Genomic DNA, 21,689 nt, shown 5'->3' with positions numbered 1-21,689 from the left:
AGCTTGCCACCAGGCTGTCGCTCGATGCCCGAACTCCGGTGACGCGTAACGCACTTCGTAGGTTGGGGTGAGCGAAGCGATGCCCAACATGCCAGCGTGGCAGTCGAGCCAGTGAAGGTGAGTTGGCGTTGGCGGTGACGTTGGGCATCGCTGCGCTCACCCCAACCTACAGGGGTCCGATTACGCATCGGGCACCACGCTGTCGCCTTCCTGTTCCATCCAGCGGCGGCGACGCTCGGCTTCCTTCTTGCCCATGAGCATGGTGAAGGTGTTCATCACCACGTCGGCATCGGCGCCCGGCGTGATGCGGATCAGCCGTCGGGTTTCCGGATTCATCGCTGTTTCCTTCAATTCGTCCGGATTCATCTCACCCAGACCCTTGAAGCGGCTGACCGTCAGCGCGCTTTCGGCGATGCCGTCATTGATCAGGCCGTCCAGCATGCTGTCGCGCTCTGCTTCGTCGAGCGCGTACAGCCGGCGCGCCGGGCGCGCCCTCGTCGGGGCGATCTTGATGCAGTACAGCGGCGGTTGGCCGATGAACACATGGCCGCGCGCAATGAGGCGCGGGAAGTGGCGCAGGAACAGCGTGAGCTGCAGCGTCTGGATGTGCGCGCCATCGACGTCGGCGTCCGACAGGATGATCACCTTGTGGTATCGCAGGCCGTCGAGCACGGTGTCGGGTGCGTCCGGCTTGTGGGCGTCGATGCCCAGCGCCACCGCGATGTCGTGCACTTCGTTGTTGGCGAAGATTTCCGACGCGTCTATTTCGAAGGTATTCAGCACCTTGCCGCGCAGCGGCAGCACCGCCTGGAAGGTGCGGTCGCGCGCCTGCTTTGCGCTGCCGCCGGCCGAATCGCCCTCGACCAGGAAGATTTCGTTCTGCTCCGGCACCGTGCCGGTGGCGTCGGTCAGCTTGCCCGGCAGCAGGGTGACGCCGGAGCCGGTGCGCTTCTCCACCACCTTGCCGGCGCGCGCGCGCGACTGCGCGCTGCGGATGGCCAACCCGGCAATGCGCTGTGCTTCGGTCGCGTGATCATTGAGCCAGCGGTCGAGCGCATCCTTGATCGATTCATACACCAGCTTCACTGCCTCGCGGTTGTTCAGCTTGTCCTTGGTCTGACCCTGGAAGCGGGGTTCCAGCACGCGCGCGCTCAGCACATAGCTGGCGTGATGCGACACGTCTTCCGACTGCAGCGCCAGCTTGGCCGGCATCAGACCATGGTGCGTCGCGTAGTCCTTCACCGATTCGAACAGCGCCTGGCGCATGCCGGACTCGTGCATGCCGCCACCCGGCGTCGGAATCAGATTGACGAAGGATTCGCGCACCGAGGCGCCTTCGACGAAGCCGATCGCCCACTCGGCGCCCTCGCCCGCGTCGTAGCCCGGCAATGCGCTGCGCGCACCGGCGAACACTTCCGGACGCGGTGCGCCGGGAGCCGTGTCGCCGATCGCCTCGAACAGCTGTTCGCGCAGATAGTCTTCCAGCCCGTTCGCGTAGTGCCACTCGCGCGTGTCGCCGCTTTCCTCGTCCTGGAACACGATGCGCACACCCGGCAGCATGGCGCTGCGTGCGCGCAGCAGGTGTTCGACATCGGCGCGCTTGATCTTCGCCGTGGCGAAGTAGCGTGGGTCGGGCCAGGCACGCACCCGCGTGCCGTTGTGCGCTTTCGGGCAGCTGCCGACTTCGGTCAGCCCCTGCGATACACCGTGGTCGAAGGCAATCGCGTACTCGCGGCCGGCGCGCTTCACGGTGGCTTCAAGCCGCTTCGACAGCGCGTTGGTGACCGTGACGCCGACCCCGTGCAGGCCGCCCGCGATGCGGTAGGCCTTGCCTTCGAACTTGCCGCCCGAGTGCGGAATGGTGAAGATCACCTCGATCGCCGGCACGCCCTTGGTCGGATGGATATCGACCGGAATGCCGCGGCCGTTGTCCTCCACCGTCACCGATCCGTCGGTGTGCATGATCACGCCCAGCCGGTCGGCAAAACCGCCCTGCGCCTCGTCGCAGGCGTTGTCGATCATTTCCTGCACGATGTGGTTCGGACTTTCGGTCCGCGTGTACATGTCCGGCCGCTTCTGGATCGGCGCGATGCCTTCGAGGACCTGGATTTCGGCGGCGTTGTAACTGCTGGGTTTGTTCATGTCGCAGCGGGCTGAGGTCGGTGGAACAGAGATATTCGGTACAGCGCGCGCCGACGGGGCCGCGCGAAAAGTGCGCTAGTTTGCATGCAATGGCGCCCTGCCGTCGATACCGTCGTTGCGTGGCAGCCGATTGTCCGGCGAGGCGCGCCCTGGCGGATCGCTCGTGTAGACTGCGTCCCTTTTTGCCGACGCCATGTGGTTCAAGAACCTCCAGATCTACCGCCTCTCCACGCCGTTTACCGCCACCCCCGACCAGCTGGCTGAAAAACTCGCTGCGCAGGCCTTCCAGCCCGGCACCAGCATCGAAATGCAGCGCATGGGCTGGGTGTCGCCGCGCAACGATGAGTCGCTGGTGCATGCCGTTGCCGGACAGATGATGATTGCGCTGCGGGTTGAAAAGAAGCTGCTGCCGGCGTCGGTCATCAATCAGTTCGCCAAGGCGCGTGCGCAGGAAATCGAAGAACAGCAGGGTTTCAAACCCGGGCGCAGGGAAATGCGCGAAATCAAGGATGCGGTGACCAACGAACTGCTGCCGCGTGCGTTCGCCATTGCGCGCGACACCCGGGTGTGGATCGACCCGGTGCGCAATCAGATCGTCGTCGATGCCGCCGCCAGCGCAAAGAGCGACGAAGTGATGCAACTGCTGAACGAAAGCATCGAGAACCTCGGCGCTCGGCCCCTGCAGACCGCGTTGTCACCGGTGTCGGCGATGACCTCGTGGCTGGCGTCCGACGAGGCGCCAGCCGGCTTCACCGTCGATCAGGACACCGAGCTGCGGTCCAGCACCCAGTCCAAGGCCACGGTACGCTATACCCGCCATGCACTGGAAGCCGAAGACCTGCGCCGCCATATCGAAGCGGGCAAGCAATGCACGCGACTGGCGATGACCTGGGCCGAACGGGTGTCCTTCACGCTGACCGAAACCCTGACCCTGAAGCGCATCGCGCCACTCGACGTGCTGACCGAAAAAGAGGATGGCAGCGGCGACGAAGCCGAGCGCTTCGATACCGACTTTGCGCTGATGACGGGCGAACTGGGCAGATTGATCGATCAGCTGATCGAGACGCTGGGCGGCACGGACGCGCGTTGATGCGCAACGTGCGCGGGTTTACGCCGCGATGGGCAGCTTCCCGAGCAGTTTTGCCGCGAACTCCTCAGGCGGCAGCGGACGGGAATACAGGAAGCCCTGTATCAGATCGCACTCCATGTCGACCAGCAGGTCTCGCTGGTCGGCCTTTTCGACGCCCTCGGCGACGATGCTGAATCCAAGCGATCGGGCAAGCGAAATGACCTGCCGGACGATGGCCTGTTGACGCAGGTCGCCGACGAGGTTGCGGATGAAGGCGCGATCGAGTTTGAGGGTGTCGGCCGGCATTTCAGTCAAATAAACCAGTGAGGAATAACCGGTTCCGAAGTCGTCCAGCGCAATCTTCACGCCGACGTCGCGCAGGCGCTGCAAGGTCGTGCGAACCGTGCCGCCTGCCCCGACCTCCGAAGTTTCGAGAATCTCCAGTTCGAGCCGGGTGGACGAAAGGCTGTGCCGTTGCAGTGCCGCAGTAATCTTGTCGAAAAAGTCCGCAGTCCCCAGATCGGCGGGGCTCACGTTGATGGAGACTGGAATCGGGGGCAGCCCCGCCTTGTCCCACGCCGCCATCTGCGCGCACGCCGTGTCGAGCACGAAGTCGGTCAGCCAGCCATTCAGACCGATATCTTCGATCAATGGAAGAAAAGCGCCCGGCGACACCAGCCCGCGCGATGGCGATTGCCAGCGGATCAGCGCTTCGGCGCCCCTGATGGCGCCATCGCGCGCGCTCACCTTCGGCTGGAAGTGCAGCAGAAGCTCTCCGTTCTGAACGCCCCGACGCAGCGCCTGGGCGAGATCGAAGCGCTCGCTTACCGCCGCATTCATCGATTGCGAATAGAAGTTGAAGCCGCCACGGCTGGACTTCTTTGCTTCGTGAAGCGAGACTTCCGCCGTACTCATCAACGATTCGAATCCGTCTGAGTTGTCCGGGTAGAGCGAGATGCCTATGCTTGCCTGTGAAATGACATCCCGACCGTCGAGGTGTACCGGCGACGCCAGCAACTCGTGGATACGTTCAGCGATGCCATGCAGCACAAGCATGCGTTCCGCGTCATCCATACCCGTTACGAGCATCACGAATTTGTCCCCGGCGAGACGTGCGACGGTGTCCTCCGGTCGCATCAGGGATTCAAGGCGGCGCGACGCCTCGATGAGAAACATGTCGCCTGCAGTCTGTCCGAGCGCTTCGTTGATGGAATTGAAGTCGTCAAAATCGATGCACAGGGCGGCGACCGACGTCTTCTCCCGATCCGCTCGCGTGAGCGCCTGCGTCACACGATCGCGCAGCAGCGTGCGATTCGGAAGGCCGGTCAAGGCGTCGTAATGTGACTGACGGTAGAGCTTTTCCTCCCACGCGAAGCTGGATCCCGCAACCGACATCCGATCGGCAAGATTGCGTCCGGCGGTGATGATCTCCTCCTTGTCCTGCCGGCCATTGGTCGGCAGCGCGAGCACGAGCAGACCGTCGAGCCGCCCATGGCTGCGCACCGGGAACATCAGCGCACCCCGGCCCGACTGTTGCGGCTGGCCGCTCAGCAGCGACTCAACGTCGATCCGAACATCATTCCATTCGTCGACGCAGAGGCTGCAGATCTGCGTCAGGACATCGGCCGACACATCAAGGCGCGGAGAAAGCTGTCCGTCGCCGGTACGCGCACGTGCATAGGTGGCCGTTCCGTTCGCATCAATGAGTGCGATGCCTGCAGCGTCGCAGGGAATGGCGTCTAGCACGCCCGAAAGGATGGCTTCGGTCACCCGTGCCGGCTCGCCCGATCCGAGTACGGCGCGATCGAGCTCGGCAAGCAGTCGAAGCATGTCGAACTTGCGCTTCAGGCGATCGGACATCGTATTGAAGGTTGCGCCGAGCAGGGCGAATTCATCATCGCCCGGCACGTCGACACGGGTATCCATTTCGCCGCGGGCAAGACGCCTGACCCCCCGGGTCAGTGCATCAAGCGGTTGCGTCTGCCGGCCGATCTGGCTCGCCGCCATCGCCACGATCAAGCCCAGCGCGAGCGCGAAGATGGCGATGAACCCGTAACGAAGGTGGGCAAGCGGCAAGGTCAGCGATTGTGCTGGGACAGTCGTTACCACGTGAAAAACGCCGGCCCCGTAAAGACCTTCCAGGTAGGCACTCCAGTGACCCGCGAGGTGGGGCACGCCGTTGGACGATGCGGTGATCAGTGTCCGATCACTCGAAGACAGGTCGAGCACCGGGAGCTGCAGCCCCTGCGAGCACAGGATGGGACGCTGCAGCTTGTCGAGAATGCAGTAGGGTGTATCGACCGAATGTCTCTGCCACAAGGTTGCCGGGTCAAGGCGGCCGTAAAGTATGCGGTTGTCGGTGCTCCGACGGACGACAAGCAAAGGCGCATGCGCGCCGTAAAGGCGGACGGTTGCGCCGTGTGCGGCAAGCGCCCGCGCTTCGTCGTCATCGAGCGCCGGCACCTGCGGATCACGTTCGTCTCTGACCCAGACGAAACCACTTGGCCCCCCTGCGATTTCGCGTGCACCGCTCTCTTTGAGCAGGCCGACGCGCAGGCTGAGCTCGTTGATGAGTTCCATGCCAAGGCTTTTGCTGTCGTCACGCAGGCCGTGCTGGAGCTGATCCACCAGCTGCTCGCGCATTTCGCTGTAGGCGAAGGTCGCCAATACCACCATCGGCAGCAGGGCTGCGATCAGGAAGCGGCTGAATAGGCGGCGTCCGAAGCGGCTCCGCAGATGAAGACGGACAGACATCAGTGATCGACGGCTAGCCCAACAAACGCGCCATTCCCGGCGCGGACACTGTCATCGCGCGAGGCGGCCGCCGTGAGTGGCTTCTGGCTTCGGCCGTCCTTGCCCATGCTGTAGAGGTCGTAATCGCTGTTCAGCGGCACCAGATTCTTGTCCTTGCGCAGCTGGCCCCGATTCGGGCGTGGCGTGCCGGCGATGCGCAGGTATTGGAAAGCGTTGCCCCAGGGATCGAGTGCCTCGCCGAAGCCCACCTCGGCGAGCGTGGCCGGAAATTCGTTCGCCCTGATCACATGACGATCGATCGCCATCATGATGTTTGTCATGTCGCTCATCGCAGCAGTTTGCTTGCTGCGCTCGACATAGGCTTCATAGTTCGGAAGTGCGATCGCGACAAGCGCCCCGATGATCGCGACCACTGCAAGCAGTTCGACAAGCGTGAATCCCGAAGTCCGGTTTAGCCCCTGCACAGCCTGCCCCCCTCGATGAATCGAAAAAACATGGCCGGGTCTGACGACCGACCGACGCATGTCAGGGTTTAACGGCTGATCGGACTGATGGCTTGAGTACCCGGACTGCCGTTATCCGGAATTCGGCGACGCCGCACAAGGCGGATCAACCAGGAATCAAATCGCGGACACTGAGAGGGAAACGACTTGGGGAGTGGGGTGGCTGATGGGACTCGAACCCACGACAACCGGAATCACAATCCGGGACTCTACCAACTGAGCTACAGCCACCACTGGAACGCTGATCGAGCGATCAGCGCTTGAAACTCTCGGGCCACACGTACAACTGGCCTGCCCGGCAGGAATCGAACCCGCAACCTACGGCTTAGAAGGCCGTTGCTCTATCCAGTTGAGCTACGGGCAGGTACTAAGTTACCGCGTTGCGGACCGATGTTCTGGTCGGGGTGGAGGGATTCGAACCCCCGACATCTTGCTCCCAAAGCAAGCGCGCTACCGGGCTGCGCTACACCCCGAGAGCGCGCGATACTACCGGCGCAAAGCCGCGCGGTCAATGGCTGCAGGGCGGGTGGATCAAGAAAAATCCACCCTGCCCCGCAGTCATCACTCCTGCGGGTCGGCCGCTTCCGGCGCCGCGAGCAGCGCCTTCATCGACAGGCGGATGCGACCCTTCTCGTCGGTCTCCAGCACTTTCACCTTCACCTGCTGACCTTCCTTCAGGTGGTCGGCGACGTTGGCGATGCGCTCGTTCGCGATCTGGGAAATGTGCAGCAGACCGTCCTTGCCCGGCAGCACGCTGACGATGGCGCCGAAATCGAGCAGACGCAGCACCGTGCCGTCGTACACCTTGCCCACTTCGACTTCCGCCGTGATCGCCTCGATGCGGCGCTTGGCGTTTTCGGCGGCTTCGGCGCTGACCGATGCGATGGTGATCGTGCCGTCGTCGCCGATGTCGATCGTGGCGCCGGTTTCTTCGGTCAGCGCGCGGATGACGGCGCCGCCCTTGCCGATCACGTCGCGGATCTTTTCCGGATTGATCTTCATCGTCAGCAGGCGCGGTGCGTAGGTCGACACGCCTTCACGGGCGCCGCTCATCGATTCCTGCATGATGCCCAGGATGTGCTTGCGCGCCTCGTGCGCCTGCGCAAGCGCGACCTGCATGATTTCCTTGGTGATGCCCTGGATCTTGATGTCCATCTGCAGTGCGGTGATGCCGTTGTCGGTACCCGCCACCTTGAAGTCCATGTCGCCCAGATGATCTTCGTCGCCGAGGATGTCGGTCAGCACTGCGAAGCGGTTGCCGTCCTTGATCAGGCCCATGGCAATGCCGGCCACGTGCGCCTTCAGCGGTACGCCGGCGTCCATCAGGGCGAGCGAGCCGCCGCACACGGAAGCCATCGACGACGAACCATTCGATTCGGTGATTTCCGACACCACACGCATCGAGTAGCTGAATTCATCGGCCGGCGGCAGCACGGCGAGCAGCGCGCGCTTGGCCAGACGGCCGTGGCCGATTTCGCGACGCTTCGGCGTGCCGAAACGGCCGGCCTCGCCGGTGGCGAACGGCGGCATGTTGTAGTGGAGCATGAAGCGGTCGCGATATTCGCCGCCCAGCGCATCAATGATCTGCTCGTCACGACCGGTGCCCAGCGTGGCGATGACCAGCGCCTGCGTTTCGCCGCGCGTGAACAGCGCCGAACCGTGGGTACGCGGCAGCACGCTGTTGCGGATGTGGATCGGACGCACGGTGCGCGTATCGCGACCGTCGATGCGCGGCTCGCCGTTCAGGATGCGGCTGCGGACGATGCGCGCTTCGATGTCGAAGAAGTAATTCTTGATGGTGTTGACGTCCGGCGCATTGGCCGAGTCGGCGGTCAGTGCAGCCACGACTTCATTGCGGAGCTCGCTCACGCGCTGGCTGCGCGTCTGCTTCTGCGTGATGCGGTAGGCTTCCTGCAGCTTGGCTTCGGCCAGACCGACGATGCTGTTCCACAGCGCCTCGTCGCGCGCCGGCGCCTGCCAGTCCCACTCCGGCTTGCCGGCAACTTCGACCAGTTCGTTGATCGCATTGATCGCGGCCTGCATCTGTTCGTGACCGAACACGACGGCGCCGAGCATAACCTCTTCCGACAGCTGCATCGCTTCCGATTCCACCATCAGAACGGCCGCTTCGGTGCCAGCGACGACCAGATTCAGCTCGCTGGTCTTGAGCTCGGTGGCAGTCGGATTCAGGATGTACTGGCCATTGGCGTAACCCACGCGCGCAGCGCCGATCGGGCCGCTGAAAGGAATGCCGGAAATCGACAGCGCTGCCGACGTGCCGATGAGAGCGGGAATGTCGGAATCGACTTCCGGATTCAGCGACAGCACCTGCACGATGACCTGCACTTCGTTGTAGAAGCCTTCCGGGAACAGCGGACGGATCGGGCGATCGATCAGGCGCGACGTCAGCGTTTCCTTTTCGCTCGGACGACCTTCACGCTTGAAGAAGCCACCCGGAATGCGACCGGCTGCGTAGAACTTTTCAGCGTAATCGACGGTGAGCGGAAAGAAGTCCTGTCCCGGCTTGGCCGTCTTCGAGGCCACTACAGTGGCCAGCACCACGGTTTCGTCGATGCTCACCATGACGGCACCACCAGCCTGGCGGGCGACCTCACCGGTCTCCAGCACAACCTTCTGGTTGCCGAACATGAATTCCTTGCGGGTAGCGTTAAGCAAGTTGATTCCTTTCGTTTCGATTCACGGCGGACTTGCGCGCCCGCCAAAAAACAAACCGGCGGAGTCGCATGGACTCACGCCGGTGTGTTGTGTCAGGCCGATGAAGGCTTGACCGTAGTCTGCAGAAGCAATTACTTGCGCAGCCCGAGACGTCCGATCAGCGCACGATAGCTGTCTGCATCGGTGCGCTTGAGGTAATCAAGCAGCTTGCGACGCTGACTTACCATCTTGAGCAGACCACGGCGGGAGTGGTGGTCTTTCACGTGTTCCTTGAAATGGCCGGTGAGGCCATTGATGCGTGCGGTCAGCAGGGCAACCTGGACTTCGGGTGACCCCGTATCGCCGGCCACGCGCTGGAAGTCAGCCACAATGCGGGCTTTTTCGGCGGTAACGATAGCCATCTATCTAAACTCTCTCGTCTGGAAAACCCAAAATTATACGCCAGAACGGCGCAATCTCAAGCCTTTTGGCCACTTTCCTGAGGCAAAAGGCGTTTCACCTGCAATCGACCGGAACATGCACTGACCAGTCCGAGAAACACTTTGCCGTCATAGGCCCGGGTGACCTGTCCTTCGGCCATGGACCCGCCGTCCGCGAAGGCCTCAAGCGGCACGATCTGTCCCTGGATCAGCCGTCGTGCCGACTCGCCATCGAGCTGGCAGGCCGGCAGATCCTGTAAAAGACAGTCGGGCGGAAGCAGCCTATCCATGCGTTGCGCCTCGTCGAGTGCGGCGAGCGTTTCGAGCGTATGCGCGGTGTCGAGCGACAGGGGGCCGGTCAGCGTGCGCCGCAGGCCGCTCAGATGCGCACCGCAGTCAAGCATTTCGCCGATGTCTTCGGCCAGCGTGCGGATGTAGGTGCCCTTGCTGCAGCGCACCCGCATCGAAAACGCGGGCATTGCGCAGTCGAGCAATTCTATGTCGTGTATGCGTACATGGCGCACCGCGCGCTCGATGGTTTCGCCGGCACGTGCGTACTCGTATAGCGCCTTGCCCTGGTGCTTGAGTGCGGAATGCATCGGCGGGATCTGATCGATGTCGCCGCGGTGGGCTGCCAGTGCGCTCAGCAGGCGTTCGAGACTTACGTCGACCGGTCGGGTGTCGAGGATTTCGCCCTCGGCGTCGCCGGTGCTGGTGCGCACGCCCAGCCTGACCTGCGCGAGGTACTCCTTGTCGGCATCCAGCATCAGTCCGGCAAAGCGCGTTGCATCGCCGAAACAGACGGGAAGCAGCCCGCTGGCGAGTGGATCGAGGGTGCCGGTGTGACCCGCACGGGCAGCCTGGAACAGGCGGCGTGCTTTCTGCAGCGCGTCGTTCGAGCTCAGGCCGATGGGCTTGTCGAGCAGCAGCACGCCATGAACCGCTTTCCAGCGCGAACGGGGTTGCAACTCAGTCTTCGCCGCTCGAGGAAGGTCCGGAATGCAGCGCCTTGTCGATCAGGCGCGACAGGTGGTCGGCGCGTGCAAGCGTCTCGTCGTGCACGAAATGCAGCGCCGGCGTCGTGTGTATGCGCACCCGGCGTCCAAGCTCGCGGCGCAGGAAACCGGAGGCGCGTACCAAGCCTTCCTGGATGTGCTCCAGCGCCTCACCCTCCGCCATCGTGGTGTAGAAAATCTTGGCGTGCGCGTAGTCGGGCGTGATCTCGACCGCCGTCAGCGAAATCATGCCGACGCGCGGGTCCTTCAACTCGGTCGCGATCAATTGCGCAAGCTCGCGGCGGATCGCTTCCGACACCCGGTCGCTGCGTGAATAACGTTCGCTCATCTGATGGGCGGGCCGCTATCAGGCCAGCTTGCGGGCAATCTCTTCGATCTCGAACACTTCGAGCTGGTCGAGTTCTTCGATTTCGTTGTAGCCGCGCAGCGACAGGCCGCACTCGTAGCCTTCCTTCACTTCCTTCACGTCGTCCTTGAAGCGCTTGAGCGATTCGAGTTCGCCGGTCCAGACGACCACGTTGTTGCGCAGCAGTCGCGCACTGGCGCCACGCTTGACCAGACCCGAGGTGACCATGCAGCCGGCGATGGTGCCGATCTTGGTGCCGCGGAACACCTGGCGGATTTCCACGGTACCCAGGATGTTCTCGCGCTTCTCCGGCGACAGCATGCCGGACAGCGCCGCCTTCACCTCGTCGACAGCTTCGTAGATGATCGTGTAGTAGCGGATGTCGACACCGAAGTTCTCGGCCAGCTTGCGGGCGCCGACGTCGGCACGCACATTGAAGCCGATGATGACGCCCTTCGAAGCCTGTGCCAGATTGACGTCGGTTTCCGAAATGCCGCCGACCGCTGCGTGGATGACCTGCACCCGCACTTCCGGTGTCGACAGCTTGGTGAGCGACTGCACCAGCGCTTCCTGCGAACCCTGCACATCGGCCTTGATGATGAGCGGAAGGATCTTGACTTCGCCCTCGCCCATCTGCTCGAACATCGATTCCAGCTTGGCCGCCTGCTGCTTGGCCAGCTTCACGTCGCGGAACTTGCCCTGGCGGAACAGCGCGATTTCGCGCGCCTTGCGTTCGTCGCCCAGCACGAGTGCTTCGTCGCCTGCAGCCGGAACGTCGGACAGGCCCTGAATCTCGACCGGTATGGACGGGCCGGCTTCGCTGATCGACTTGCCCGCTTCGTCCAGCATGGCCCGTACGCGACCGAACACCTGCCCGCACAGAATGATGTCTCCGCGCTTGAGCGTGCCCTGCTGCACCAGCACGGACGCCACCGGGCCCTTGCCCTTGTCGAGGCGTGCTTCGATTACCAGACCGCGGGCCGGCGCGTCGCGCGGGGCGGTCAGTTCAAGCACTTCGGCCTGCAGCAGCACGTTTTCGAGAAGTTCATCGATGCCGGTACCGACCTTGGCGGATACCGAAATGAACGGCGAATCACCACCGTACTCTTCCGGCACGACGCCTTCGGCCACCAGTTCCTGCTTGACGCGATCCGGGCTGGCGCCCGGCTTGTCGATCTTGTTGATCGCCACGATCAGCGGCACATTGGCCGCCTTGGCGTGGTGGATGGCTTCGCGCGTCTGCGGCATCACGCCGTCGTCCGCAGCGACCACCAGAATCACGAGGTCGGTCGCCTTGGCACCGCGGGCACGCATGGCCGTGAAGGCCTCGTGACCCGGCGTGTCGAGGAAGGTGATCATGCCGCGCGGCGTATCGACGTGATAGGCGCCGATGTGCTGCGTGATGCCACCCGCTTCGCCTGCTGCCACCCGGGCACGCCGGATGTAGTCGAGCAGCGAGGTCTTGCCGTGGTCGACGTGACCCATGACGGTCACGACCGGTGCGCGCGGCAGCAGCTCGACGTCCTTGTGCTCTTCAGTGGATTCGCCGAGGAAGGCTTCCGGGTCGTCCAGCTTCGCCGGCTTGGCGATGTGACCCATTTCCTCGACCAGAATCATGGCCGTTTCCTGGTCAAGCACCTGATTGATCGTGACCATCTGGCCGAGCTTCATCAGCACCTTGATCAGTTCGGTGGCCTTGATCGCCATCTTGTGCGCCAGATCGGCCACCGAAATGGTTTCAGGCACCAGCACCTCACGAACCACGGCCTCGACCGGTGCCTGCTGCTGGCCTCCCTGGTCGTGGTCGCGGTGGTTGCGTCCCTTGGGACCGCCACGCCAGCCACCGGTGCCGGCGTCGCCGCGGGTCTTGATCTGGCGGCGCTTCGCTGCGTCGTCCTTCCATGCGGTTCCCGGCTTCGCCTTGGCGGCAGGCGCCGGCTTGGCCTTGGCACCCTTGTCATCGACCTTGGCCGGCTTGTGCAGCGTTCCCGGCGTCGCCTTCGGTGCAGCGGTTGCGACTTTTGCAGCCTCTACCGCAGCCTTCTCCTTGGCGGCCTCTTCTTCCTGGGCGCGAACCTGACGCGCCTCAAGGTCTATGCGCAGCTGGACCTCGCGTTCCTTCTTTGCCTTGAGCTCGCGTTCCTGGATCGCAAGCAATTCCGAGTGGCGCTTGGCTTCGCGCTCGCGGGCCGTCGGTGCGCGGAGGACAGGCGCATCGGGCACGACTTCCGCCGCCACTTCGCTCTCTGCGACCTCCGGTACCGGCTCGACAGCAATTTCTTCAACGACTGCTGCGACAGGTTCCGGCTCAGGCTCGGCAACCGGGATCACGACCGGTACTTCTACCGGCTCGGGAATCGCAACGGGCTCGGGCACGACGACTTCCTCGATGATCGGGACTTCGGCAACCGCCCTCTGTGCGGCCTCTTCAGCCAGAAGCTCGGCCGGATCCCGTTTGACCAGCACGCGCTTCTTGCGCACTTCAACCTGAACGGTTCGTGCCTGTCCGGATGAATTGGTCGCCTTGATTTCGGTCGTTTCGCGACGGGTCAGCGTGATTTTCGTCTTTCCCGCGGTGTCACCGTGCTGACGACGCAGGTAGTCGAGCAGACGGGACTTGTCCTGCTCGGTCAGCGAATCACGTTCGCTCTGCTTGTCGACACCCGCGTGCCGGAGCTGCTCGAGCAGCGCGGCAGCCGGCATTTTCAGCTCGGTCGCAAATTGGGAAACACTCATCAACGCCATACCTGTCCTCGATTATTCAAACCAGTGCGCGCGCGCAGTGGTAATCAGCGATGTCGCACGTGCGGAATCGATGCCGGCGATTTCAACCAGTTCATCGACCGCCAGATCTGCGAGATCGTCACGCGATCGCACATTGGCTCGCGCAAGCTGCGCAGCCAGCGGCTTGTCCATGCCGTCCAGCCCGAGCAGATCGTCATCGACCTGCTCCAGCTGCTCCTCGTCCACGATGGCTTCGGTCAGCAACACGTTGCGTGCGCGGTTGCGCAGTTCATTCACCGTGTCTTCGTCGAAAGCTTCGATTTCGAGCACTTCGGCAAGCGGCACATAGGCAACCTCTTCCAGCGTCGAGAAGCCTTCCTCGATCAGGATGTCGGCCACCTCTTCATCCACGTCGAGCTTCGCCATGAACAGCAGCCGGATGGCCGCGTTCTCGGCATCGGACTTGGCGGCCGACTGCTCGATGGTCATCAGGTTGATCTTCCAGCCTGTCAGCTCGGACGCGAGGCGCACGTTCTGGCCGCTGCGCCCGATGGCGATCGCCAGATTGTCCTCGCTGACGACGACATCCATGCTGTGGGCGTCCTCGTCGACGACGATACTCGCAACTTCGGCCGGCGCCAGCGCACCGATGACGAATTGGGCCGGATCGGGCGACCAGAGAATGATATCCACCCGCTCGCCGCCCAGTTCGTTGGTGACCGCCTGCACGCGCGACCCACGCATGCCGATGCAGGTGCCCTGCGGATCGACGCGCGGGTCGTTTGATTTCACTGCGATCTTGGCGCGAATGCCGGGGTCGCGAGCCGCGCCCTTGATTTCGATCAGGCCGTCTTCGATCTCCGGCACTTCGAGCTCGAACAGCTTCATGATGAACTCCGGCACCGTGCGCGACAGGATGATCTGCGGGCCGCGCGCCTGGCGATCAACACGCAGCAGAATGGCCTTGACGCGATCGCCGACACGCAGGTTTTCCCGCGCAATGATGTGTTCCCGCGGCAGCAGAGCTTCCAGACGACCGCATTCGATGATGGCGTTGCCGCGTTCGATGCGCTTGATGGTGCCGGTGACCAGATGGTCCTTGCGTTCGAGGAAATCGCTCAGGATCTGTTCGCGCTCGGCATCGCGGATGCGCTGCAGGATGACCTGCTTGGCTGCCTGTGCACCGATGCGACCGAAATCGATCGGCTCGAGGGCTTCTTCGATGTATTCATCGAGCTGGACGTCGGCAATCTGTTCCTGCGCATCGGTCAGACCGATCTGCGCCTCTTCGTTCTCGAACTCACTGTCAGGTACCACCAGCCAGCGCCGAAAGGATTCGTACTCGCCGGTTTCGCGGTCGATGGTCACGCGCACGTCGGCGTCGTCATGGGTACGCTTCTTCGTGGCCGAAGCCAGTGCAGATTCAAGTGCGCCAAACACCACTTCGCGGGCGACATTCTTTTCGCGCGCCAGCGCATCAACCAGCAACAGAATCTCGCGACTCATCGTTTCAACTCCTGCTTGCGTTCAAAGTCCGGCACCAGACGGGCGCGCTCGATCTGCGACAACTCGAACTCGTGTGCCACACCCTTGATTTCCATGGTCAGTCGGCCGTCGCTGACGCCCGCCAGGCGCCCGCTGAAACTTCTCTGGTTGTTCAACGGGATGCGTAACCGAAGCTGCGCTTCCTGCCCGGTGAAACGGATGAAGTCGGCCGCTTTCTTGAGCGGTCTGTCGAGACCCGGCGACGACACTTCGAGCCGGTCGTAATCGACGTTTTCAACGGTGAAAAGTCGCGAGAGGTGATTACTCACCGTCACGCAATCATCCACAGTGATGCCCTGTTCCGCATCGATGAAGATGCGCAGCAGGCGTCCGCGCGGGGACGTTTCCACATCGACCAGTTCGTATCCGAGCCCGCTAACAGCCTGCTCGATGAGCTCTGCAACATTCATCCTTGCAACACAATTCCGGACGCACAAATAAAAAATGGGCTGACCGCCCATCAAACAAACGCCGGCACCGCCAGCGCGACAAGTCCGTTAGTGTATCAGAGCGCGACAATCCACTTCAATATGAATGGCCAGATTGCCCGCGCACAAGGATGTTTTGGATGTCAGGATTCACCGGCCGGGGCGGCCGACGGACGACGCCGGCGTCGTGGTGCGCGCTTGCGCGGCGGTGTTTCGCCGTCGGCACGCTGTGCCTGGGCCGGCACCTGACCGGACGGTGCGCCATTGCCCGGCTCGCGCGGCTTGCGCGGGCCGCGCCGGCGGCCATTGCCCTGTCCCGGTTTGGATGCCGGAGCGGCCTCCGCAGATTTCGCACGCGGCTTGCCGGAAGCGGGTACGGCAGTCAGCAGTCGGGATACTTCTTCCGGCTTGAGTTCCTCAGCTTCGCCGCGGTGCAGGCGGCGCGGCAATTCGAACGGTCCATAGCGCACGCGCATCAGTCGGCTCACCGCCAGGCCGACGGCCTCGAACATGCGCCTGACTTCGCGATTGCGTCCTTCCGAAATGGTGACGCGATACCAGTGATTGGATCCTTCGCCGCCACCGTCGGACAGTGCATTGAACTTCGCAATGCCGTCGTCGAGCTCTATGCCGGTGGTCAGGCGGGTGGCCTGTTCGTCGGTCAGTTCGCCGATCAGGCGCACGGCGTACTCGCGTTCGAGCTCGTAGCTCGGGTGCATCATCTTGTTGGCCAGCTCGCCACTGGTCGTGAATACCAGCAGACCGGACGTGTTGAAGTCGAGCCGTCCGACCGCGATCCAGCGCCCGCCACCGACGCGCGGAAGCTTGTCGAATACCGACGGCCGACCTTCCGGGTCGTCGCGCGACACGATTTCACCTTCCGGCTTGTGGTAGATCAGAACGCGCGGCGCGCGCGGCGCGAAATGGATGTGGATGAGCTTGCCATTGACGCGAACCTTGTCTTCCGGCCCGACGCGCTGGCCGACGTGCGCCGGCAGCGCGTTCACGCTGATGCGCCCGGCCACGATCCAGTCTTCGAGCTCGCGGCGCGATCCGAGTCCCATGTCGGCCAGCATCTTGTGCAGCTTCTGCGGCTCTGAAAACACGACCGGACCGCGCTTCTTCGGTCGGCTGTCCTGCGATCTGTAGTTGGCCACGTTGCCATTGACCTGGGGCCCGCCCGGTCTGCGCTTACCTTGCATCATCGAAATTCATCACCTTCTGTAATTCGGCCAGGGGTGGCAGCTCGGCAAGCGTGCGCAGCCCCAGATCGTCGAGGAATCGTCGAGTCGTGGCGTACAGCGCCGGCCGCCCGGGGACTTCCCGGTAACCGACGCTGTCGATCCAGCCGCGACCTTCAAGTGCCTTTATGATGCCCGGAGACACCGACACCCCGCGGATGTCTTCGATGTCGCCTCGTGTCACCGGCTGGCGATACGCAATGATCGCCAGCGTTTCCAGAACCGCGCGCGAGTAGCGCGGCGGCTTTTCGTTCTTCAGTTTTTCCAGATACGGCTGCAGATCCGTACGGGTGCGAAAGCGCCACCCGGACGCGACCTGTATCAGTTCGACGCCACGCCCCGACCAGTCGTCGCGCAATTCGTCGAGCAGTCGACGGAGCACCGACGCATCCAGTTCCTCATCGAACATCCGTCTGAGTTCGGCGATCGAAAGTGCGTCCTGCGCTGCGAGCAGCGCCGCTTCGAGTATCCGCTTGATATCAGACGGATTCGGCGACAGCAGGTGTGGCGTGTCGGACATAAATCGGCGCAAAAGCTTCAATCTGAAGCAGTTCAATCAGGTTCTCGCGGGCCAGTTCAAGTACCGCAAGGAAATTCACCACCATCTGCGCTGCCGGCGCACCGGCTTCGAACAACTGGTCGAAGCGCAGCGAACCTTCGTCTGTCAGGCGTCGCAGGATGCCGGACATGAATTCACGTACCGACAGGGCCTCGCGACTGACCTTGTGATGACGGGTGACGTCTGCGTGTCGCATCAGCGCCAGCCACGCAAGCTGGAGATCCGCCGCGCTGACTGCTGGCTGGATCTCGGCAATTCGCTCGGCGACCTGCACGCCCACCCATTCATGCTCGCGCTGCGCACGCGGAATGGCGTCGAGCGCCAGCGATGCCGCCTTCATCTGTTCGTATTCGATCAGCCGCCGAACGAGTTCGGCACGCGGATCATCGCCTTCGTCCGTCGATTCTCGCGGCGGACGCGGCAGCAACATCCGGGATTTGATCTCCAGGAGCATCGCGGCCATCAGCAGATATTCGGCTGCAAGTTCAAGGCGATGTGTGCGCATGGCCTCGACATAGACCAGATACTGCGCGGTCAGCGGCGCCATCGGAATATCGAGGATGTCGACATTCGCCTTGCGGATCAGGTAGAGCAGCAGATCGAGCGGGCCCTGGAACGCATCCAGGAACACTTCGAGCGCGTCGGGCGGAATGTACAGGTCGAGCGGAAGTTTTTCCAGCGTCTCGCCATACAACCGCACCGGTGTCGGTACAGCGGCTTCAATCAGGAGCGCGTCGCCCGACATCAGGCGTAGTTCAGACCCATGGCTTCGCGCACGTCGCGCATCGTTTCCGATGCCAGCTTGCGCGCGCGTTCGCAGCCGTCGGCGACGATGTTGCGCAGCAGCATGGGGTCTTCCTCATACTGCCGCGCACGTTCATGGATCGGCGCCTGTTCCTTCAGCACGGCATCGATCACCGGCTGCTTGCAATCGAGGCAGCCGATGCCGGCCGAACGACAGCCCTCCTGCACCCACTGCTTCGTGCTGTCGTCGGAATAGATGACATGGAACTGCCAGACCGGGCAGCGATCCGGGTCACCCGGGTCGGTACGCCGCACGCGCTGCGTGTCGGTCTTCATGCCGCGGATCTTCTTGGTCACCAGATCCGGCTCTTCGCGCAGCATCAGCGTGTTGTTGTACGACTTCGACATCTTCTGCCCATCGAGACCCGGCATGCGCGCGGCTTCGGTCAGCAGCGCGCCGGGCTCGGCCAGGATCATCTTGCCGCCGCCTTCAAGATAGCCGTACAGCCGTTCGCGGTCACCCAGACTCAGGCTCTGTGCCTCGTCGAGCAGCGCATGCGCCTGTTCCAGTGCCTCGTCGCGACCTTCCTGCTGGTACAGCGTGCGCAGTTCCTCGTACAGCTTGCCGCGCTTGCCGCCGAGCTTCTTCACCGCCTCGCGCGCCTTTTCCTCGAACCCGGGCTCGCGCCCGTAAAGATGGTTGAAGCGGCGTGCGACTTCACGGGTAAGTTCGACGTGCGGCACCTGATCCTCACCCACCGGCACCAGATTGGCGCGGTAGATCAGGATATCGGCCGACTGCAGCAGCGGATAGCCGAGAAAGCCGTAGGTCGCCAGATCCCTGTCGGAGAGCTTGTCCTGCTGATCCTTGTAGGTCGGCACGCGCTCCAGCCAGCCGAGCGGGCACATCATCGACAGCAGCAGGTGCAGTTCGGCATGCTCGGGCACCCTCGACTGGATGAACAGCGTCGCCTGCGACGGATCGACGCCAGCCGCCAGCCAGTCGACCAGCATGTCCCACACGCTGCGTTCGATGACCTGCGTGTCTTCATAGTTGGTGGTCAGCGCGTGCCAGTCGGCGACGAAGAACAGACAGGGGTATTCGTGTTGCAGACGCACCCAGTTCTTCAGCACCCCGTGGTAATGGCCGAGGTGCAGGCGCCCGGTCGGGCGCATGCCGGAAAGAACACGTTCAGCGTACATGGTGTGGAATCATCCAGTTCAGAAAAGCAGCGCAATCAAGGCCAGTCTGGCCAGCGTCAGCAGCGGGCGCAGGATACTGTCCAGCACGCCGGTCAGCAAAAGTGCAAGCAGCAGGAACAGGCCGTAGGGCTCAAGCCGGGCAAAGGCCATCGACGGTCCGCGCGGCAGCAGACTCACCATGATGCGGCCGCCGTCCAGCGGTGGAACCGGCAGCAGGTTGAGCACCATCAGCAGCAGGTTGATCAGGATGCCCACCTCCGCCATGAGCGTCAGCGGCTCGCCAAAATACTGGGGAGAAGCGTCCAATGCAAATTTGTAGACCAGCCCCCAGGCGACAGCCATGACCAGATTGGCCCCCGGCCCGGCGGCAGCTACCCACAGCATGTCCTGTTTGGGGCGGCGCAACAGCGAGAAATTGACCGGTACCGGCTTGGCCCAGCCGAACAGCAAGCCTGGCTGGCCGAGCATTGCGGCGCCGAAGTACATGACCAGCGGCACGAGTATCGTGCCCACCGGATCGATGTGCTTCAGCGGGTTGGCCGTGATGCGCCCGGCCAGATGTGCAGTCGGATCTCCCTTGAGCAGCGCGGCGTAGCCGTGCGCGGCTTCATGCAGGGTGATCGCCAGCACCACCGGAATGATGATGATGGCCAGTCGCGCGATCATGTCATCCATGTGCGCTCCCTGCTGCAGGCTGCACTCACGATTCCTCGAGCCCGAAACGCGACACGTCACCGGCACCAGCGCGTATCAGCACCGGCTCGCCCGACGACAGATCGATCACCGAAGTCGGCCGGGTGCCGCAGGAACCGGCTTCGATCACCAGATCCAGTTCGTGCTGCAGGCGCTCCCGGATGTCGTCTGCATCGGTCAGCGGCAGTTCTTCTCCGGGCAGCAGCAGCGTCGAGCCGAGCAGCGGCTCGCCCAGTTCGGCCAGCAGGCTGGACACGACGGGATGGTCGGGCACGCGCAGCCCGATGGTCTTGCGCTTCGGATGCAGCATGCGGCGGGGCAGTTCGCGTGTCGCTTCCAGGATGAAGGTGTAGGCGCCGGGCGTGGCGCTCTTCAACAGCCGGAACTGTGTGTTGTCGACCCGCGCAAGGCTGGCGATTTCCGACAGATCACGGCACATCAGCGTGAAGTGATGCTGGGCGTCCACGCCACGGATGCGCCGGATGCGTTCCAGCACCTGCGCATCGCCCATGTGGCCGACCAGCGAATAGGCGCAGTCGGTCGGGATGGCAGCCAGCCCGCCGGATCGCAGGATGTCGGCCGCCTGACGTATCAGTCTCGGTTGCGGATTGTCGGGGTGAAGATTGAAAAGTTGGGCCAATTGGGATCGAAGGGAAAATCGGGGAGGAAAATCTGTATCAGATCGTCAGTGCAAGTCGTTTCGGGCGCGTCGCCTGTCGCAGGCAGTTTCGGGCCGCCATGCGCAGGCTCAGGTCATGCAGATCACGCGTTCGTTCAGTTCCGGTGCCAGCCAAATCGGCTTCAGATCATCAGGCAGTGGTGCGCTGCACCCCAGATCCACGGCGCTTTCGTCCGGCGCGTGAAAATCCGAAGCGCGCGATGCGTAGAAGCCGAATCGGCGTGCGAGGCGGGCAAAGGTTCGCACTTCAGCGTCGCCGTGCGAGCCGGACACCACCTCGATGCCGCGGCCGCCAAGCGCATGGAATTCTTCGAACAGCTGTTCGACCTGCCCTCCGGAAACGCGGTAGCGCCCTGGATGCGCAATCACCGCTACGCCACCGGCGCCATGTATCCAGACCAATGCCTGCGACAGTGTGCTCCACCGGTGATCGACGTAGCCCGGCCGCCCGGGCACCAGAAAGTTGCGGAACACCGCATGGACATCAGCGGCATAACCCTGCTCCACCAGCACGCGTGCAAAGTGCGAGCGCCCGACGAGTGTCGGATTGCCTGCGTGGCGCATCGCGTTCTCGTACGGTGCATCCACGCCCAGCAGTGACAGCTCATCGGCAATGCGCAGGGCTCGGGCATCGCGCCCGCTGCGCACCCGGGTCAGACCGGCAGCCAGATCCGCATTCGAGGGATCGATGCCCAGCCCGACGACATGTACCGTGATGCCACCCCAACTCACCGATACTTCGACGCCATCGATGAAGGACAGGCCGCACTGCATCGCAGCGTTGCGTGCTTCGTCGAGCCCGTTCAGCGTGTCGTGATCGGTCAGCGACCAGAGCTCGACGCCGTTGGCCGCTGCGCGGGCAGCCAGTGCCGAAGGCACAAGCACACCGTCGGAGTGGCAGGAATGGCAGTGCAGGTCAGCGTTCATATCCTCTCGATTCTATCAGGC

At 63.1% G+C, this 21,689-nt stretch carries 18 protein-coding genes and 3 tRNA genes; 1 reads left to right on the top strand and 20 read right to left on the bottom strand.

Annotated elements, in window-relative coordinates; translation table 11 throughout:
* Positions 1-180 precede the first annotated feature (180 nt).
* Positions 181-2,142, bottom strand: coding sequence for a DNA topoisomerase IV subunit B (locus tag NMQ14_RS04155; RefSeq protein ID WP_257093728.1), 1,962 nt, complete (start codon positions 2,140-2,142; stop codon positions 181-183).
* Between the two features lie 193 nt (positions 2,143-2,335).
* On the opposite strand from NMQ14_RS04155, the gene NMQ14_RS04150 reads away from it, so the two are divergent.
* Entirely contained in the window at positions 2,336-3,232 is an 897-nt protein-coding gene (locus NMQ14_RS04150; protein WP_257093726.1) for a recombination-associated protein RdgC, read from the top strand.
* An 18-nt stretch (positions 3,233-3,250) separates the two neighbouring features.
* On the opposite strand, the gene NMQ14_RS04145 is transcribed toward NMQ14_RS04150, so the two are convergent.
* The 19 genes from NMQ14_RS04145 to NMQ14_RS04055 all read right to left on the bottom strand — a co-directional run bounded on the left by NMQ14_RS04145 (position 3,251) and on the right by NMQ14_RS04055 (position 21,668).
* Positions 3,251-5,965, bottom strand: a complete 2,715-nt coding sequence (locus tag NMQ14_RS04145; protein ID WP_257093724.1) for a bifunctional diguanylate cyclase/phosphodiesterase — start codon at positions 5,963-5,965, stop codon at positions 3,251-3,253.
* Positions 5,965-6,489, bottom strand: coding sequence for a prepilin-type N-terminal cleavage/methylation domain-containing protein (locus tag NMQ14_RS04140; RefSeq protein WP_257093722.1), 525 nt, complete (start codon positions 6,487-6,489; stop codon positions 5,965-5,967). The genes NMQ14_RS04145 and NMQ14_RS04140 overlap by 1 nt, the downstream gene beginning before the upstream one ends.
* Positions 6,490-6,623: 134 nt before the next feature.
* Positions 6,624-6,699 (bottom strand) — tRNA-His (locus tag NMQ14_RS04135).
* A 56-nt stretch (positions 6,700-6,755) separates the two neighbouring features.
* Positions 6,756-6,832 (bottom strand) — tRNA-Arg (locus tag NMQ14_RS04130).
* 32 nt (positions 6,833-6,864) lie between these two features.
* A tRNA-Pro gene (locus tag NMQ14_RS04125) sits at positions 6,865-6,941 on the bottom strand.
* 88 nt (positions 6,942-7,029) lie between these two features.
* Positions 7,030-9,117, bottom strand: coding sequence for a polyribonucleotide nucleotidyltransferase (gene pnp / locus NMQ14_RS04120; RefSeq protein ID WP_257093893.1), 2,088 nt, complete (start codon positions 9,115-9,117; stop codon positions 7,030-7,032).
* Positions 9,118-9,275: 158 nt separating this feature from the next.
* Positions 9,276-9,545, bottom strand: coding sequence for a 30S ribosomal protein S15 (gene rpsO, locus NMQ14_RS04115; protein ID WP_069040295.1), 270 nt, complete (start codon positions 9,543-9,545; stop codon positions 9,276-9,278).
* Between the two features lie 56 nt (positions 9,546-9,601).
* Positions 9,602-10,531: a tRNA pseudouridine(55) synthase TruB gene (gene truB / locus NMQ14_RS04110; RefSeq protein ID WP_257093719.1), complete on the bottom strand. Its 930-nt coding sequence runs from the start codon at positions 10,529-10,531 to the stop codon at positions 9,602-9,604.
* 1 nt (position 10,532) lies between these two features.
* Positions 10,533-10,907: a 30S ribosome-binding factor RbfA gene (rbfA, locus tag NMQ14_RS04105; RefSeq protein ID WP_257078543.1), complete on the bottom strand. Its 375-nt coding sequence runs from the start codon at positions 10,905-10,907 to the stop codon at positions 10,533-10,535.
* An 18-nt stretch (positions 10,908-10,925) separates the two neighbouring features.
* Positions 10,926-13,670 carry a translation initiation factor IF-2 gene (gene infB / locus NMQ14_RS04100; RefSeq protein WP_257093717.1) on the bottom strand — a complete coding sequence of 915 codons (2,745 nt, stop codon included), beginning with the start codon at positions 13,668-13,670 and terminating at the stop codon, positions 10,926-10,928.
* A gap of 12 nt (positions 13,671-13,682) precedes the next feature.
* Complete coding sequence (nusA, locus tag NMQ14_RS04095) at positions 13,683-15,155, bottom strand: transcription termination factor NusA (protein ID WP_257078540.1); 1,473 nt, start codon at positions 15,153-15,155, stop codon at positions 13,683-13,685.
* Entirely contained in the window at positions 15,152-15,604 is a 453-nt protein-coding gene (rimP, locus tag NMQ14_RS04090; protein WP_257078908.1) for a ribosome maturation factor RimP, read from the bottom strand. Before rimP ends, nusA begins: the two co-directional genes overlap by 4 nt.
* Before the next feature lie 161 nt (positions 15,605-15,765).
* The gene (gene rluB / locus NMQ14_RS04085; protein WP_373457175.1) at positions 15,766-16,827 is read right to left on the bottom strand and encodes a 23S rRNA pseudouridine(2605) synthase RluB; all 1,062 of its coding nucleotides are present in this window, start codon (positions 16,825-16,827) and stop codon (positions 15,766-15,768) included.
* Positions 16,814-17,383, bottom strand: a complete 570-nt coding sequence (scpB, locus tag NMQ14_RS04080) for an SMC-Scp complex subunit ScpB (RefSeq protein ID WP_257093715.1) — start codon at positions 17,381-17,383, stop codon at positions 16,814-16,816. The genes rluB and scpB overlap by 14 nt, the downstream gene beginning before the upstream one ends.
* A complete protein-coding gene (locus NMQ14_RS04075) occupies positions 17,343-18,167 on the bottom strand; it encodes a ScpA family protein (protein WP_257093713.1) in 825 nt (274 codons plus the stop codon). The genes scpB and NMQ14_RS04075 overlap by 41 nt, the downstream gene beginning before the upstream one ends.
* Positions 18,167-19,369 (bottom strand): tryptophan--tRNA ligase, encoded by a 1,203-nt coding sequence (locus NMQ14_RS04070; RefSeq protein WP_257078536.1) that lies wholly within the window; start codon positions 19,367-19,369, stop codon positions 18,167-18,169. Before NMQ14_RS04070 ends, NMQ14_RS04075 begins: the two co-directional genes overlap by 1 nt.
* An 18-nt stretch (positions 19,370-19,387) precedes the next feature.
* A complete protein-coding gene (locus NMQ14_RS04065) occupies positions 19,388-20,044 on the bottom strand; it encodes a site-2 protease family protein (RefSeq protein WP_257093711.1) in 657 nt (218 codons plus the stop codon).
* A 25-nt stretch (positions 20,045-20,069) separates the two neighbouring features.
* Positions 20,070-20,702, bottom strand: coding sequence for an L-threonylcarbamoyladenylate synthase (locus NMQ14_RS04060; RefSeq protein ID WP_257078534.1), 633 nt, complete (start codon positions 20,700-20,702; stop codon positions 20,070-20,072).
* Between the two features lie 108 nt (positions 20,703-20,810).
* Positions 20,811-21,668, bottom strand: coding sequence for a PHP domain-containing protein (locus NMQ14_RS04055; RefSeq protein ID WP_257093709.1), 858 nt, complete (start codon positions 21,666-21,668; stop codon positions 20,811-20,813).
* Positions 21,669-21,689 lie beyond the last annotated feature (21 nt).

The organism is Methyloversatilis sp. XJ19-13 (assembly GCF_024580155.1).
GTDB lineage: Bacteria > Pseudomonadota > Gammaproteobacteria > Burkholderiales > Rhodocyclaceae > Methyloversatilis.
The sequence above is the reverse complement of the archived record's forward strand: the minus strand, read 5'-3'. Positions and strand labels throughout refer to the sequence as shown.